This is a genomic window from Yersinia proxima, assembly GCF_902170785.1.
Lineage (GTDB): Bacteria > Pseudomonadota > Gammaproteobacteria > Enterobacterales > Enterobacteriaceae > Yersinia > Yersinia proxima.
In genome coordinates this window covers 326,957-340,900 of record NZ_CABHYG010000014.1, presented here as the reverse complement: position 1 = coordinate 340,900, position 13,944 = coordinate 326,957, and the positions used below count along the sequence as shown (strand labels likewise).

Below are 13,944 nucleotides of genomic sequence, written 5' to 3'. Positions count from 1 at the left end.
ACTTTGCCCTAAAAATAACCATTAACAAGAAAAAATAGACCGTTTAAGCCCGCCCACTGAGGATCTAACCCCATGGAGTTACAGCTAATATGTCAATTAAACATCCGGTTATAGCCGTCACCGGCTCAAGTGGCGCAGGGACAACCACCACCAGCCTGGCGTTTCGCAAAATTTTTCAGCAATTGAATATCCGCGCAGCGCAAATTGAAGGTGACAGTTTCCATCGCTATACCCGCCCTGAAATGGATACCGTCATCCGTAAGGCTCGAGATCAAGGCCGACATATTAGCTATTTTGGTCCAGAGGCCAATGACTTTGGTCAGTTAGAAGAAAGTATGTCGCAATACGGCGAGCATGGAACCGGGCGCTCACGTAAGTATCTCCATACCTATGATGAAGCCGTGCCCTATAACCAGATCCCCGGCACATTCACCCCTTGGGAGGCGCTACCAGAACCCACCGATGTGCTGTTTTATGAAGGGCTGCATGGTGGGGTCGTGACCGAACATCATGATGTCGCAAAACATGTCGATTTGTTGGTTGGCGTAGTACCGATAGTCAACCTGGAATGGATTCAGAAATTAGTCCGTGATACCGGTGAGCGTGGTCATTCCCGTGAAGCAGTAATGGATTCGGTGGTGCGATCCATGGACGACTACATTAACTACATTACGCCACAGTTCTCACGCACCCATATTAACTTCCAACGTGTTCCGACAGTTGATACCTCTAATCCATTTGCCGCCAAAGCCATTCCGTCACTGGATGAAAGTTTTGTCGTCATTCACTTCAGAGGATTGGATCAAATCGATTTCCCCTACTTGCTCGCAATGTTGCAAGGGTCATTTATTTCCAATATCAATACATTAGTCGTACCCGGCGGGAAGATGGGGCTGGCAATGGAGCTGATTATGGCACCGTTGGTGCAGCAACTACTGGAAGGTAAGAAGATAGGTTAATCTCCTTCGTCCTTGAAGCCGCAGTAAAGCAATTGCTGGAAAGAAAAAATAATTTGACGCTATTCCAACCCAAAGTAGTTGGGGCTGCAGGTAGGCGGCAAGCGAACTCATCCCGATGAGCTTACATAAGTAAGTGATTCGGGTGAGCGAGTGCAGCTAACAACCCTGCAGCTTCAAATACGAAGGGTTTAATTAGGCAATTTCGCGGATTTCAAAACTGTGGGTAATCGTCGCCGCTTTCCCCAGCATCAAGGAAACAGAACAATACTTCTCAGCCGAAAGCTCAACCGCACGCTCAACGATTTTATCCGTCAAGCCTTTGCCGCTGACAATAAAATGTAGGTTAATTTGCGTAAACAGGCGCGGTGCTTCTTCCCGGCGCTGCGAGGTTAACGTCACTTCGCAATCGCGCACATCGTTACGCCCTTTCTGTAAGATAGAAACGACATCAATTGCACTACAGCCACCGGCCGACATTAACAACATTTCCATCGGACTTGGTGCTTTGTCTCCAGCATTCCCATCCATTAAAACTTGATGACCTGAAGCGGACTCACCTAAAAATGTTAGCCCTTCAACCCACTTTACACGTGCCTGCATAACTCTTGCTCCCGGTTAAATTTTCCGATTCAGACTACCCTTTCATTTACAAACTGGCAATGTAACCCGATGTTCATCATGCTGAAGCGATACAACACAAGACACTAGCCTCATCCTGTGCTACAAACAGAACCGAAAGTATTGTTTTTAGAATTAAATAGGGTAGCTTCTCAATACTCAGTGAAGGGTTTCTATCCGGTACGTATCTTGGCTATACCTTTCGGCAGTTGAGCAAATTAATATGCTAAGAGAAAGTGTATTTTATAAGCACGCCGTACAGGGAACTCTGAGCCCTGTTAAGTTAGGCAGCGATAACAACAGAGGATAACAGCGAATGGTTCTCGGCAAGCCACAAACAGACCCGACTCTCGAATGGTTCCTGTCTCATTGCCATATCCACAAATATCCATCGAAGAGTACGCTAATTCACCAAGGTGAAAAGGCCGAAACGCTTTACTACATCGTGAAAGGCTCCGTTGCGGTGCTGATCAAAGATGAAGAAGGTAAAGAGATGATTCTCTCCTATCTAAACCAGGGAGATTTCATCGGCGAACTTGGATTATTTGAAGAAGGCCAAGAACGTAGTGCCTGGGTCAGAGCAAAAACTGCCTGTGAAGTGGCTGAAATTTCTTACAAAAAATTCCGCCAGTTAATTCAGGTCAATCCAGATATCTTGATGCGCCTGTCTGCACAAATGGCGAATCGCTTACAGATAACATCTGAGAAAGTGGGTAACCTTGCTTTCCTGGATGTGACTGGGCGCATTGCACAAACGCTGCTTAATCTGGCAAAACAACCTGATGCCATGACCCACCCAGATGGGATGCAGATAAAGATTACCCGCCAGGAAATTGGTCAAATAGTTGGCTGCTCCCGCGAAACTGTGGGGCGGATACTAAAAATGCTGGAAGATCAAAATCTGATCTCCGCACACGGTAAAACGATTGTCGTTTACGGCACCCGTTAATTCCCTATAAACCGGTGCCGCTACCTCGGCACCGGTTTTCTTCCTTTGTGTGATTAATAAATTTCTGGGGCCTACATGAAATGGCAACGGCTTATTTATCATCCTGAAGTTAATTACGCGCTCCGCCAAACACTGGTTCTCTGCTTACCGGCGGCATTGGGGTTTGCCCTTGGTGAATTGCGGCTGGGGTTGATGTTCTCCCTGATACCGGCCTGCTGTAATATTGCTTCGCTCGATACTCCCCATCAACATTTCTTCCGGCGGCTGATTGTCGGCGGGACACTCTTTACCTTCAGTAGTTTTCTGACTCAACAATTACTGCTGTGGGATATCCCATTGCCGGTGGTGATGCTTGGTCTCGCATTAACATTGGGGGTAAGTGGTGCCATCAGCCAGCTCAATGGCCGGTTGCTCCCGGCAGCATTGATCGCCGCGATTTTCAGTCTCAGCATGGTAGGCCGTGCGCCAATTTGGCAAGCGCCATTGATGTGTGCCGTGGGGACTCTCTGGTACGGGGTATTTACCTGGCTATGGTTTCGGTTATGCAAAGACCAACCCATCCGTGAGCCACTGAGTCAGCTTTACCATCTGTTGGCCGATTATTGCGATGCTGCCTACTCTTTGCTTGGTCAGCGTCAGGAAGCGGAAAAAATGATGCCAGCCCTGCTTGATAGGCAGCAAGGCATTATGGATAAAATTAATCAACTTTATCAACAATTTAATCTACTACCCAATACCACCAAGAAAGAGCAAAAACGGCTACTGATACTCTTTCAGATGGCGCTCGATTTGCAGGAACATATCACTGCGGCGATGAATCAGTCAGAAAAGGCGCAAGAGCTGATAGAGCAAAGCTCGATAGAAGTTATCCTTGAGCGCAATGTGCAGGTTATCTCAACACAAATGCGCGCCATCGCCGATAATATTCTCTATCACCACCGCGCGAAGACCCATTTCAGTGCCGGTGATGCGTTGGTCGAACTGGAAGAGGTTGCCCAGCAACATCCTGATAATCCGGTGGCACAATTCTGCTATTACCATATCAGCCACATTACCCAGATCCTGAGCGATCAGCGCCCGCAATATGACCGCGATTTGATGTCCAGCCAGCTATCCCAACCATTCTGGCCAGCGCTTGTCGGCTATTTATCATTTAAATCCAGTGCATTGCGTGATGCAGGCCGCATGGGCGTGACGCTGGCAGCAGGCAGTTATATTGGTAACCTGATCCATCTACCTAAGCCTTATTGGATTTTACTCACCATCATGTTGGTGACACAAAACGGCTATAACGCCACTAAAATTCGGATTCACCACCGCGCCTTGGGCACTCTGATTGGGCTGTTACTCGCAGCGGCCCTGCTGCATTTCCAAATGCCAGAAGGGACGACACTGAGCATCATGTTGCTCATCACATTGATAGCCTATCTGGTTCAGCGCAAAAACTATGGCTTGTCAGTCATTTTTAGAACCATCACTACAGTGTATATTTTGCAATTATTGACCGGAGAAGGCGCTGACTTTTTAGTCCCTCGATTGCTGGATACCTTAATCGGCTGTGCATTGGCCTTCGCCAGTGCACTGTGGTTATGGCCACAGTGGCAAAGTGGTTTGCTGCGTAAAAATGCGCATCAAGCACTGGAGAATTATCAGAAAATACTGCGCATCCTACTGAAACCTAAACCTGATATCGCACAACTCTCCTATGAACGCATTCAGGTGAACAAAGCCAGCAATGCTGTCCTGAACTCACTGAATCAGGCCATGCAGGAACCCGGATTTAACTCAAAATATTTGGCCGACATGCGCCTGTGGGCCACCCATAGCGAACTTATTGTTGGGCATATCAATGAGATGACCATCCTGACTCGCGCTTATCCATTGGAAGAATCACCGCCAGAATCAGATAAACGCCATATTCAGCTGACTGTTAAATTGGCGGAAGAATATTTACAGCTTTGTGAGATGGCAATTCAGCAATGCCAGCAACGGCTGGAATCGGATAACAGTGAGGGGAATAACGATTTTGTGCAAATGCCAGACATCGATCCTGATACACAAATCTCTGAATCGGAACGTAATTTACGGCGCATCTTGTCACATCTCAGTGTAATGCATACCGTTTCATCTCTGGCATGGCAGCAACAGCCGCACCACGGTATTTGGCGTCGGCGCAACTTGCACAGCAAGGCGTAAAAATGAAGAGGCCCAAAAGCCTCAGACTGATGACGAAGTAAAATGAAGGGGAAACGTGCCGTTGGGGTCGTAACGGCGTAAGCCGTCGAAGCGCCCCTAGGTACGGTCGACCCTTCACTCACTGAGCTATAAATAGCATTGTCATTAAGCTCAGATAAAAAAAGCCTCTTCATAATGTAATGCAAAGTTACCCTTGCACCAGGCTGGCAATAACATGTTCCAAACGCGCCATACCTTGCTGGATATCTTCTTGCTCAATCACCAGCGAAGGCGCTAAACGCAATACATCTGGCCCGGCATTGAGGATCATCAAGCCATTCGCTGCCGCAGCTGTCAGGAACTCCCGTGCACGACCATGATATTGCGGTGCTAATTCAGCGCCAATCAATAGCCCCATGCCGCGAATATCACTGAACACATGATACTTGGTATTGATCTCTTGCAGAGCTTGCACAAACAGGCCGTGGCGCTGTTCAATACCGTTAAGCACCTCAGGGGTATTAATGACATCCAGCGCGGCTTCAGCCACCGCACAGGCCAGTGGATTACCACCATAGGTGGTGCCATGCGTACCTACCGCCATCACCGATGCAATTTCTTCTGTGGTTAACATCGCGCTGACAGGGAACCCGCCCCCCAGAGCTTTAGCTGTCGTGAGGATATCTGGTGTCACACCATAATGCATATAGGTAAATAGCTTACCGCTGCGCCCCATACCGCTTTGCACTTCATCAAATACCAACAGCGCTTTATGTTGGTCACAAAGTGCACGTACCCCTTGCAGAAACTCAGGCGTGGCAGCAGTAATCCCACCTTCACCCTGAATAGGCTCCAGCACCACCGCACACGTATAGTCGTCCATGACGGCTTTTACCGCAGCCAAGTCATTAAATGGTACGTGGATAATATCCGCCGGTTTCGGGCCAAACCCATCGGAATACTTTGGCTGCCCGCCAACGGATACAGTAAACAGGGTGCGACCATGAAATGCATTATGGAACGCAATAATTTTCGTTTTATAAGGACTATGGCGTTCAATGGCGTAATGGCGAGCTAACTTAAACGCCGCCTCATTTGCTTCACCACCAGAGTTGGCGAAAAACACCCGATCGGCAAAGGTTGCTGCAATCAGTTTCTGGGCTAAACGCAGTGCTGGCTCATTGGTAAATACGTTACTGGTATGCCATAACATTTCACCTTGCTGATGCAATGCTGCCACCAGTGCCGGATGGCAATGACCCAATGCAGTAACCGCAATTCCACCTGCAAAATCAATGTATTCCGTACCTTGTTGATCCCACACGCGGCTACCTTTCCCTTTTACCGGGATAAACTGCGCGGGTGCATAAACAGGCAAAATAACCTGATCGAATGTACTGCGAGTTACTGCTAATTTATCTGCCATTACGCTGTCCACCCTAATAAACCATTGAGCTGCCAATTTCTGACGCATGAAAATATAATCACAAAATATGCATAAAAAATCACAATCAGGCAAACGAAAAATCAACCAATTGGAAAAGTAGATTTCAACAGATTAATTTTTAAGGAAATTATCTAATAATTGATGGCCTTGCTCGCTAAGAATACTCTCCGGATGAAACTGCACACCTTCCAGTGGCAAGCTGCGATGGCGGATACCCATAATCTCATCCATCACTCCGTCTTGTTCTGTCCATGCGGTCAGTTCAAAACAATCAGGCAGTGAATCGGCGGCAATCACTAAAGAGTGATAACGAGTAACCGTTAGCGGCTGATTAAGTCCACGGAAAACACCCTGCCCACTGTGGCGAATTGCTGTCGTTTTACCGTGCATCACTTGTCGTGCCCGCACTATACGCGCGCCAAAAGCCTGCCCCAGTGCCTGATGACCCAGGCATACGCCCAGTATGGGCAATTTATCGGCAAAATGACGAATAGCATCCAGAGAGATCCCAGCCTCATTAGGGGTACAAGGGCCAGGAGAAATAACCAAATGAGAAGGTGATAGTTTTTCAATATCAGATAGTTGTACTTCATCATTACGTTTAACCACCACCTCTGCGCCCAGCTCGCAAAAATACTGGTACAGGTTGTAGGTAAACGAATCGTAATTATCGATCAATAACAACATATTTAACTTATCCACATGATTTTCAATGAATTTAACATTCAATCTATTTTCTTGCACTGTCGGTATAACAGTGTAATCATGTGCGCATGGTCTATGCGCATAGCTATGGGGGTTAACAATGGCAATAAAACGTTCGGTTAATGTGAGTCTTGATCCTGAATTGTACGAGAAAGCCAAACTTGCGGGGCTAAATTTATCCCAATTATTGGCTGAAAAAGTGAAAAGCAGCATTCATGATATCGAAATGGCAAAATGGCGTGCAGATAATATGGCGGGCCTGCAAGAGCTAAATCGAATTACAGAAGAACATGGATTACTTTCTGACGATTACAGGACGTTCTGAATATGCAATTCACTGTCTATCATAACTTAGGCAATAGTCGCGACTACCCTTACTTAGTTGATGTACAAAGTGATCTTATTGATGTGCTCACAACACGACTCGTTATCCCGTTATTCCCGATAAGTAAAATTCGGACACAACTCCCAGAGCGTTTGTGTCCAGTCATTGACGTCGCCGGCGAGAAGTTCGCTGTCATGACTCACGAAATGGCCAGTATCCGACGTAGCTTACTTGGCAAAGTTGCAGGTAATGCATCATCGGATAGAGGCCAGATAAAAAACGCTATTGATTTTTTAATTGATGGCTTCTGATTAACTCGTCAGGTTAGCGCTTGCGCCCACCAGTAATTGACCCCAGAACACCGCGCAAAATTTGCCGACCCAGATCGCGTGCCATACTTTTAGCCGCAGTCTGAACGATACCATCTCGTTTGCCACCACGCGGGCCTGTGGAACCAAATAGCAAATCATTCAGTCCATCCATCAATCCGCTACCCTGATTACTCGGCTGCTGCGGTGCTGTCGCGCCACCTGGAGCCGCATCTCCCAGGGTGGAGGAACCGCTGGCGGATAACTTTTCATAAGCCGACTCGCGATCCACCATCTCTTCATAACGGCCATACAGTGGTGAATGATTGATGGCGTGATTGCGTGCTGTGGTGTCCAGTGCGCCCATTTTAGATTGTGGGGCAATCACCATAGCGCGCTCAACGATATTGGGCCGCCCTTTCTCATCAAGGAAGGAAATAAGTGCTTCGCCAACACCCAGTTCGGTAATCACCTGTTCGGCGCTGAATGCCGGGTTGGCGCGCATGGTCTGCGCCGCAGATTTAACTGCCTTTTGATCCCGTGGAGTAAAAGCACGTAGAGCATGCTGCACGCGATTGCCCAATTGGCCGAGAATTTTATCAGGAATATCCAATGGATTTTGTGTCACGAAATAGATGCCAACCCCTTTTGAGCGAATCAGCCGTACCACTTGCTCAACTTTATCCACCAGCGCAGTCGGAGCATCGGTAAACAACAAATGGGCCTCATCAAAGAAAAAGACTAATTTAGGTTTATCGACATCACCAACTTCAGGTAATTGCTCAAAAAGTTCAGCTAGCAACCACAGCAGAAAAATGGCATACAGTTTTGGTTGATTAATCAGACGGTCAGCGGCCAGCAGATTGATAACCCCTTGCCCATTGCTGTCAGTTCGCATCAAATCGTGAATGTCCAGCATCGGCTCGCCAAAAAATTGATTAGCGCCCTGCTCTTCTAAAGTCAGTAAACCGCGCTGGATAGCGCCAATCGAGGCGGGTGTAATATTGCCGTATTGGGTGCGAAACTGTTTTGCATTATCGCCAACGAATTGCACGATGGCGCGTAAGTCTTTCATGTCCAGCAGCAGTAGGTTGTTGTCATCCGCAATTTTAAATACCAATTGCAGCACACCACTTTGCACTTCATTGAGATCAAGTAAACGCCCCAGCAGCAACGGGCCAAGATCGGAAATAGTGGCCCGGATTGGGTGGCCTTTTTCAGCGAAAATATCCCAAGGCACAATCGGACATGCTTGGGGTTGCCAGTCTGTCACCCCAATTGCCGCCAGTCGTGCTTGCAACTTTTCTGACGCAACACCTTCAGCACCAATACCGGATAAATCGCCTTTCACATCAGCCAGAAATACCGGCACACCGATACGGGAAAATTGTTCAGCCATTTTTTGTAAGGTGACGGTTTTACCGGTGCCGGTCGCGCCGGTAATCAAACCATGGCGGTTTGCCAATGCCGATAAAATAACTAAATCCTGTGCCGGCTGTGCCTTTGCGATAAGCAATGCTTCACTCATAAACCGTACCCCCAACTGAGACAGATAATTGATTATATGCAACCTGGTCAGGCAAAAGGATTAATTTCTGGTGAGGATGGGATGTTAGCAGGATTTATCAGCCTTCGGGGAAGAAGGCTGACAACTAAATCATTAAGGTAAAACTTTCGCGGACAAAATAGTGATCGGTTTCACTGGCACATTCTGGTATGGCCCGACGTTCTCTGTCTGAACCTGTGAGATTTTCTCTACCACATCCATACCTTTAACCACTTTACCAAACACGGCATAGCCAAAGTCACGCTGGCCATGATCGAGGAAAGCATTATCTGCCACATTGAGGAAGAATTGGCTGGTGGCGCTGTCTTTATCTGCGGTACGGGCCATAGAAATGGTGCCACGCAAGTTACGCAAGCCATTATCGGCTTCATTCTTGATCGGCGTTTTAGCCGTCTTTTGTTTGAAATCGGCAGTAAAGCCCCCGCCCTGAATCATAAAACCGGGGATAACGCGGTGGAAGATAGTGTTGTTGTAATAGCCGTTGTTGACGTAATCAACGAAATTCTGTGTTGAAACCGGTGCCTTCTGGCTATTGAGTTCCAACTCAATATTCCCAACCGACGTTGTTAACAACACATGAGGTTCACCGGCAGCTAAAGCTGCGGGCACCACGGCGCTTAGGGAGCAAAGTGCAATGAAGGTCACTAAAGTACGTTTGAACATTAACGGTTCCTTTCTGTGGGATGCGAACAACGGAAAAGCGCTTTGATTCTAGAGAGCTACCCCGCGCAATGCCACCCATTTACGGTTATTTACGTAACAGAATACGCATTTTCGCAGAAAGCTAATCACTTCGGCCGTTGAACCGCGCAATAGAGATTAATTAGCCAAACTAAACCATCTACCCAATCTCAGGCAATGCCGAAATTCTGCAACCGGGATCACGTCTTGCTTATTTTCTTACTCTTAGGCTGCCATTTTTGAGAGCAGCATCCCATTTTGTTTTTGGTTAATCGTTAGTCTTCTCTCAAATGAGAGCGCTCTCATTTATAATTTACTCACTTGGAAGCCAAATATGAAAACCTTTAAAATTGCCATTGTTGGCGGCGGCAGTAGCTATACCCCTGAGCTGGTTGATGGGTTAATTCAGCGCATTGACCAACTGCCAGTCACTGAGCTGGCACTGGCTGATGTCGAGCCAGGTCGTCAAAAAGTGGAGATTATTGCCGCGCTGACCCGCAGGATGCTGGATCGCCATGGATTGGAACAAGTGAAAGTTAGTGTTCACTTTTCACTGGATACCGCCATCGAAGGTGCCAGTTTTGTTCTGACACAATTTCGTGTCGGCCAACTCCCGGCACGGGCGGCAGATGAGCGCTTAGGTTTGAAATATAACTTACTCGGGCAGGAGACCACGGGGGTCGGCGGTTTTGCCAAAGCCCTGCGTACCATTCCGGTTATGCTAGATATTGCAGCGAAAGTTGAAAAACTGGCACCGGATGCCTGGATAATCAACTTTACCAACCCAGCCGGTATCGTCACCGAAGCAGTAACCCGCTATAGCAAAGCAAAGATTATTGGCCTGTGTAATGTCCCGATCAGTATGCACCATATGATTGCGAAGTTACTGGATGCGCCTTATGAAGATATCCAGCTGCGTTTTGCCGGGCTAAATCATATGGTATGGGTGCATGAGGTGCTTCAGCAGGGTAAAAATATCACCAAAGAAGTGCTGGAGATGTTGTGCAATGGCGCGTCACTGACCATGAACAACATCAAAGAAGCCCCATGGCCACCTGAATTCCTGCGGGCAATGGGTGCAATTCCTTGCCCGTATCATCGTTATTTCTACCAAACACAAGATATGCTGGCAGAGGAAATGGCCGCAGCGGCTGAACGCGGCACCCGTGCAGAGCAGGTGATGCAAGTAGAAAAAGAGTTGTTTGATCTGTACGCTGACCCACATCTGGACAGCAAACCGGAGCAACTCAGTTTCCGTGGCGGATCATTTTATTCTGAAGTAGCACTGGAACTTATTCGTGCAATTTATAATAATTTAGGCACGCAACTAGTTGTGAATACGACAAATCGTGGTGCAATTCGTGGTTTGTCTGATGGTTCAGTGGTAGAAACAAACTGTATAGTTGATGCGCAAGGTGCACACCCACTGACTTTTGGCCCTTTACCAGTTTCCATGCATGGGCTAACCCAGCAAGTCAAAGCCTATGAACGTCTGACAATTGAAGCAGCAGTGCACGGCGATCGCCGTAGTGCCTTGTTGGCATTAGTGACCAACCCATTGATTGGAAACGCCAGCATTGCTCAGCCACTCTTGGAAGATGTTCTACAGGTCAATAAACTTTACTTGCCGCAGTTCGCAGACTTGTAACATTCATTCATTTTATACTCCTACATAATTGGAGTTGCAGTTCTCCCCTGCAACTTCAAGTAATAAGGGGATTGGAGTCAACAATGGTCACACTGGAAGACGTCGCGGTATTAGCCGGGGTTTCCCGCGCTACGGTATCGCGCGTGGTTAACGGTGATACCAATGTTAAAGCGCAAACGCGTGAAAAAGTCGAACAAGCGGTCGCGGTATTGGGCTACACCCCCAACCCTGCCGCACGGGCACTGGCCTCCAGCCAAAGTAATACGCTGGGGTTAGTGACCACATCCTACCGTGGTGGCTTTTTTGGGGCGTTGATGGATTTCGTCCAAACTGAAGCCGAGTCGCAGGGTAAACAACTATTAGTCACTCAGGGGCGGGATAACGCAGATAAGGAATGGCAGGCTATTCAGCGCCTGTATAACTTACGTTGTGATGGATTAATCCTGCATGTGCGCTTTCTCAGTGATGAAAGGCTGCATCAGTTAGCGGCAGCAGGCCGTTCGTTTGTCTTATTGGATAGACTGGTTCCCGGCCTGGAAGCACGCTGTGTCACTTTTGATCATCGCCGTGCCAGCCAAATGGCTACACAAGTACTTATTGATGCCGGCCATCGCCACATTGCTTGTATCAGTGGTTCCGCGCAGCGCCATTCCAGTGAATTACGTCGTCAGGGCTTTATTGATGCGATGCAATTGGCCGGTTTAGAGCCAGTAGCTTGTGTGGAAGGGGTTTATGACCTGGAAAGCGGTTATCAACGTGCAGATGAGATCCTCAAACGACCACAGCACCCCACCGCCATATATTGTTGTAACGAAGAAATGGCTATTGGTGCTCTGCTCGCTATCAATAAGCATCACTTGCAAGTCCCGCAGGATATTTCATTGCTTTGCTATGATAGTGGCGAACGTGCTCCATTTGTCAGCCCGGCATTAACCAGCTTACATTTCCCCATTGTAGAAATGGCGCGCTATGCCACTCAACTGCTCATTAACCCCTTGATTCCCAGTGCCAGTTTCCCACCTGCGATTATCATGCGTGAGTCAGTTATGCCGCCTAAAAAATAGCATTTATGTAAACTCTGCGCCGATTAACATGCATCTGTCTGCCACTCGTTCCTGGTGTGAAAGCAGACTCAAAATATTCTCATCTCCTGTCATATTCAGAATATTTATCAATGCCTCGCCACTACAAATTGTGACATCTCACTATTTTTCGCAATCACGCCCCACTCATTGCATTAAAAATTGAATGTAAATCACAAAAACTCACTATGCCTGTGCTAGGATCCGCCGCCTCAGTGCTGAAATGGTTTGAGCGCTTTTTATACATGCTCTTACTATTATTGACTTAACATTATGCTGACACAGGCCCCATCTATGAATAACAGCAATCGCCTTCGACTCACTTGGATCAGTTACTTTTCATACGCGCTGACCGGTGCGTTAGTTATTGTCACCGGGATGGTGATGGGAAATATCGCAGAGTATTTCAATCTGCCTATTGCCAGTATGAGTAACACATTCACTTTCCTTAATGCCGGTATTTTGATCTCTATCTTCCTGAATGCCTGGTTGATGGAAATCATTCCATTAAAACGTCAGTTAGTGTTTGGTTTTATTCTGATGTTAATCGCCATTGCCGGATTAATGGTTGGTCATAACCTGATGGTGTTCTCCATCAGCATGTTCATTCTCGGGGTCGTCAGCGGGATAACCATGTCGATAGGGACTTTCCTGATCACCCACATGTATGAAGGACGTCAGCGCGGTTCACGCCTGCTGTTCACCGACTCATTCTTCAGCATGGCCGGGATGATTTTCCCAGTTGCCGCAGCGATGCTGCTGGCACGCCATATTGAATGGTACTGGGTCTATGCCTGCATCGGCTTGTTGTATGTCGGTATTTTCGTGCTGACACTGTGCTCTGAATTCCCGGTTCTGGGCCATAAAGCCACCGATCAAAGCAAGCCTGTGGTGAAAGAAAAATGGGGTGTCGGCGTGCTGTTCCTGGCGATTGCTGCACTGTGTTATATCTTGGGCCAACTCGGTTTCATCCAGTGGGTGCCGGAATACGCCACCAAAACCTTCAACATGGATATCAGTCAGGCTGGCCAATTGGTCAGTAATTTCTGGATTTCTTACATGATTGGGATGTGGGTATTCAGCTTTATCCTGCGCTTCTTTGACCTGCAACGCATCGTTACCGTGTTAGCGGCGCTGGCAACATTGGCGATGTACATGTTTGTCAGCACCGATAATCCAGAACACCTGAGCTACTACATTCTGACGTTGGGCTTTGTCTCTAGTGCCATATACACCACATTGATTACATTGGGTTCGCTGCAAACCAAAGTGTCTTCACCAAAACTGGTGAACTTCATTCTGACCTGCGGCACTGTCGGCACCATGTTGACCTTCGTGGTCACTGGCCCGATTGTGGCTAATAGTGGTGTTCATGCCGCGCTGGCAACCGCCAACGGCTTGTACCTGACCGTGTTTGTGATGTGTCTGATTCTGGGCTTCTTCACCAAGCACCGCAGCCACGGCCACGTGACTCATTGAT

13 protein-coding genes are annotated in these 13,944 nt (G+C 47.7%); 8 read left to right on the top strand and 5 right to left on the bottom strand.

What is annotated here, in order from left to right; translation table 11 throughout:
- Window positions 1–89 precede the first annotated feature (89 nt).
- Window positions 90–959 (top strand): phosphoribulokinase, encoded by an 870-nt coding sequence (locus FTB31_RS13175; RefSeq protein WP_077174976.1) that lies wholly within the window; start codon window positions 90–92, stop codon window positions 957–959.
- Window positions 960–1,151: 192 nt separating this feature from the next.
- On the opposite strand, the gene FTB31_RS13170 is transcribed toward FTB31_RS13175, so the two are convergent.
- Window positions 1,152–1,559, bottom strand: a complete 408-nt coding sequence (locus FTB31_RS13170) for an OsmC family protein (protein WP_004875129.1) — start codon at window positions 1,557–1,559, stop codon at window positions 1,152–1,154.
- A gap of 334 nt (window positions 1,560–1,893) precedes the next feature.
- Here FTB31_RS13170 and crp point away from each other — a divergent pair, with 334 nt between their 5' ends.
- Together crp and FTB31_RS13160 are read left to right on the top strand one after the other, a co-directional pair.
- Window positions 1,894–2,526, top strand: a complete 633-nt coding sequence (gene crp, locus FTB31_RS13165) for a cAMP-activated global transcriptional regulator CRP (RefSeq protein ID WP_004718520.1) — start codon at window positions 1,894–1,896, stop codon at window positions 2,524–2,526.
- 75 nt (window positions 2,527–2,601) lie between these two features.
- On the top strand, window positions 2,602–4,722 hold the full coding sequence (locus tag FTB31_RS13160; RefSeq protein WP_077174977.1) for a YccS/YhfK family putative transporter: 2,121 nt from the start codon (window positions 2,602–2,604) through the stop codon (window positions 4,720–4,722).
- Between the two features lie 187 nt (window positions 4,723–4,909).
- Here the strand turns inward: FTB31_RS13160 and argD are convergent, their stop codons facing one another.
- Window positions 4,910–6,127 carry a bifunctional acetylornithine/succinyldiaminopimelate transaminase gene (gene argD / locus FTB31_RS13155; protein WP_227731448.1) on the bottom strand — a complete coding sequence of 406 codons (1,218 nt, stop codon included), beginning with the start codon at window positions 6,125–6,127 and terminating at the stop codon, window positions 4,910–4,912.
- A 132-nt stretch (window positions 6,128–6,259) separates the two neighbouring features.
- Complete coding sequence (locus tag FTB31_RS13150; protein ID WP_227731447.1) at window positions 6,260–6,835, bottom strand: aminodeoxychorismate synthase component II; 576 nt, start codon at window positions 6,833–6,835, stop codon at window positions 6,260–6,262.
- A gap of 118 nt (window positions 6,836–6,953) precedes the next feature.
- Between FTB31_RS13150 and FTB31_RS13145 the strand changes: the two genes are divergently transcribed.
- Window positions 6,954–7,178, top strand: a complete 225-nt coding sequence (locus tag FTB31_RS13145) for a type II toxin-antitoxin system CcdA family antitoxin (RefSeq protein WP_077174979.1) — start codon at window positions 6,954–6,956, stop codon at window positions 7,176–7,178.
- Between the two features lie 2 nt (window positions 7,179–7,180).
- Window positions 7,181–7,489 (top strand): CcdB family protein, encoded by a 309-nt coding sequence (locus FTB31_RS13140; protein WP_077174980.1) that lies wholly within the window; start codon window positions 7,181–7,183, stop codon window positions 7,487–7,489.
- A gap of 13 nt (window positions 7,490–7,502) precedes the next feature.
- On the opposite strand, the gene FTB31_RS13135 is transcribed toward FTB31_RS13140, so the two are convergent.
- Together FTB31_RS13135 and ppiA are read right to left on the bottom strand one after the other, a co-directional pair.
- Window positions 7,503–9,014 carry a helicase HerA-like domain-containing protein gene (locus tag FTB31_RS13135; protein WP_077295725.1) on the bottom strand — a complete coding sequence of 504 codons (1,512 nt, stop codon included), beginning with the start codon at window positions 9,012–9,014 and terminating at the stop codon, window positions 7,503–7,505.
- A 132-nt stretch (window positions 9,015–9,146) separates the two neighbouring features.
- Window positions 9,147–9,716: a peptidylprolyl isomerase A gene (gene ppiA, locus FTB31_RS13130; protein ID WP_005159741.1), complete on the bottom strand. Its 570-nt coding sequence runs from the start codon at window positions 9,714–9,716 to the stop codon at window positions 9,147–9,149.
- A gap of 352 nt (window positions 9,717–10,068) precedes the next feature.
- Between ppiA and FTB31_RS13125 the strand changes: the two genes are divergently transcribed.
- The 3 genes from FTB31_RS13125 to tsgA all read left to right on the top strand — a co-directional run bounded on the left by FTB31_RS13125 (window position 10,069) and on the right by tsgA (window position 13,943).
- Entirely contained in the window at window positions 10,069–11,382 is a 1,314-nt protein-coding gene (locus FTB31_RS13125) for a 6-phospho-beta-glucosidase (protein ID WP_050076755.1), read from the top strand.
- An 83-nt stretch (window positions 11,383–11,465) separates the two neighbouring features.
- The gene (locus FTB31_RS13120) at window positions 11,466–12,446 is read left to right on the top strand and encodes a LacI family DNA-binding transcriptional regulator (protein ID WP_050160232.1); all 981 of its coding nucleotides are present in this window, start codon (window positions 11,466–11,468) and stop codon (window positions 12,444–12,446) included.
- Window positions 12,447–12,758: 312 nt separating this feature from the next.
- A complete protein-coding gene (tsgA, locus tag FTB31_RS13115; RefSeq protein WP_050076753.1) occupies window positions 12,759–13,943 on the top strand; it encodes an MFS transporter TsgA in 1,185 nt (394 codons plus the stop codon).
- Window position 13,944: the final 1 nt, after the last annotated feature.

Excerpts from the sequence above, each read along its gene's own strand:
- FTB31_RS13175 (WP_077174976.1), top strand. The coding sequence starts at position 90 with ATGTCAATTAAACATCCGGTTATAGCCGTCACCGGCTCAAGTGGCGCA.
- FTB31_RS13170 (WP_004875129.1), bottom strand. The coding sequence starts at position 1,559 with ATGCAGGCACGTGTAAAGTGGGTTGAAGGGCTAACATTTTTAGGTGAG.
- crp (WP_004718520.1), top strand. The coding sequence starts at position 1,894 with ATGGTTCTCGGCAAGCCACAAACAGACCCGACTCTCGAATGGTTCCTG.
- FTB31_RS13160 (WP_077174977.1), top strand. The coding sequence starts at position 2,602 with ATGAAATGGCAACGGCTTATTTATCATCCTGAAGTTAATTACGCGCTC.
- argD (WP_227731448.1), bottom strand. The coding sequence starts at position 6,127 with ATGGCAGATAAATTAGCAGTAACTCGCAGTACATTCGATCAGGTTATT.
- FTB31_RS13150 (WP_227731447.1), bottom strand. The coding sequence starts at position 6,835 with ATGTTGTTATTGATCGATAATTACGATTCGTTTACCTACAACCTGTAC.
- FTB31_RS13145 (WP_077174979.1), top strand. The coding sequence starts at position 6,954 with ATGGCAATAAAACGTTCGGTTAATGTGAGTCTTGATCCTGAATTGTAC.
- FTB31_RS13140 (WP_077174980.1), top strand. The coding sequence starts at position 7,181 with ATGCAATTCACTGTCTATCATAACTTAGGCAATAGTCGCGACTACCCT.
- FTB31_RS13135 (WP_077295725.1), bottom strand. The coding sequence starts at position 9,014 with ATGAGTGAAGCATTGCTTATCGCAAAGGCACAGCCGGCACAGGATTTA.
- ppiA (WP_005159741.1), bottom strand. The coding sequence starts at position 9,716 with ATGTTCAAACGTACTTTAGTGACCTTCATTGCACTTTGCTCCCTAAGC.
- FTB31_RS13125 (WP_050076755.1), top strand. The coding sequence starts at position 10,069 with ATGAAAACCTTTAAAATTGCCATTGTTGGCGGCGGCAGTAGCTATACC.
- FTB31_RS13120 (WP_050160232.1), top strand. The coding sequence starts at position 11,466 with ATGGTCACACTGGAAGACGTCGCGGTATTAGCCGGGGTTTCCCGCGCT.
- tsgA (WP_050076753.1), top strand. The coding sequence starts at position 12,759 with ATGAATAACAGCAATCGCCTTCGACTCACTTGGATCAGTTACTTTTCA.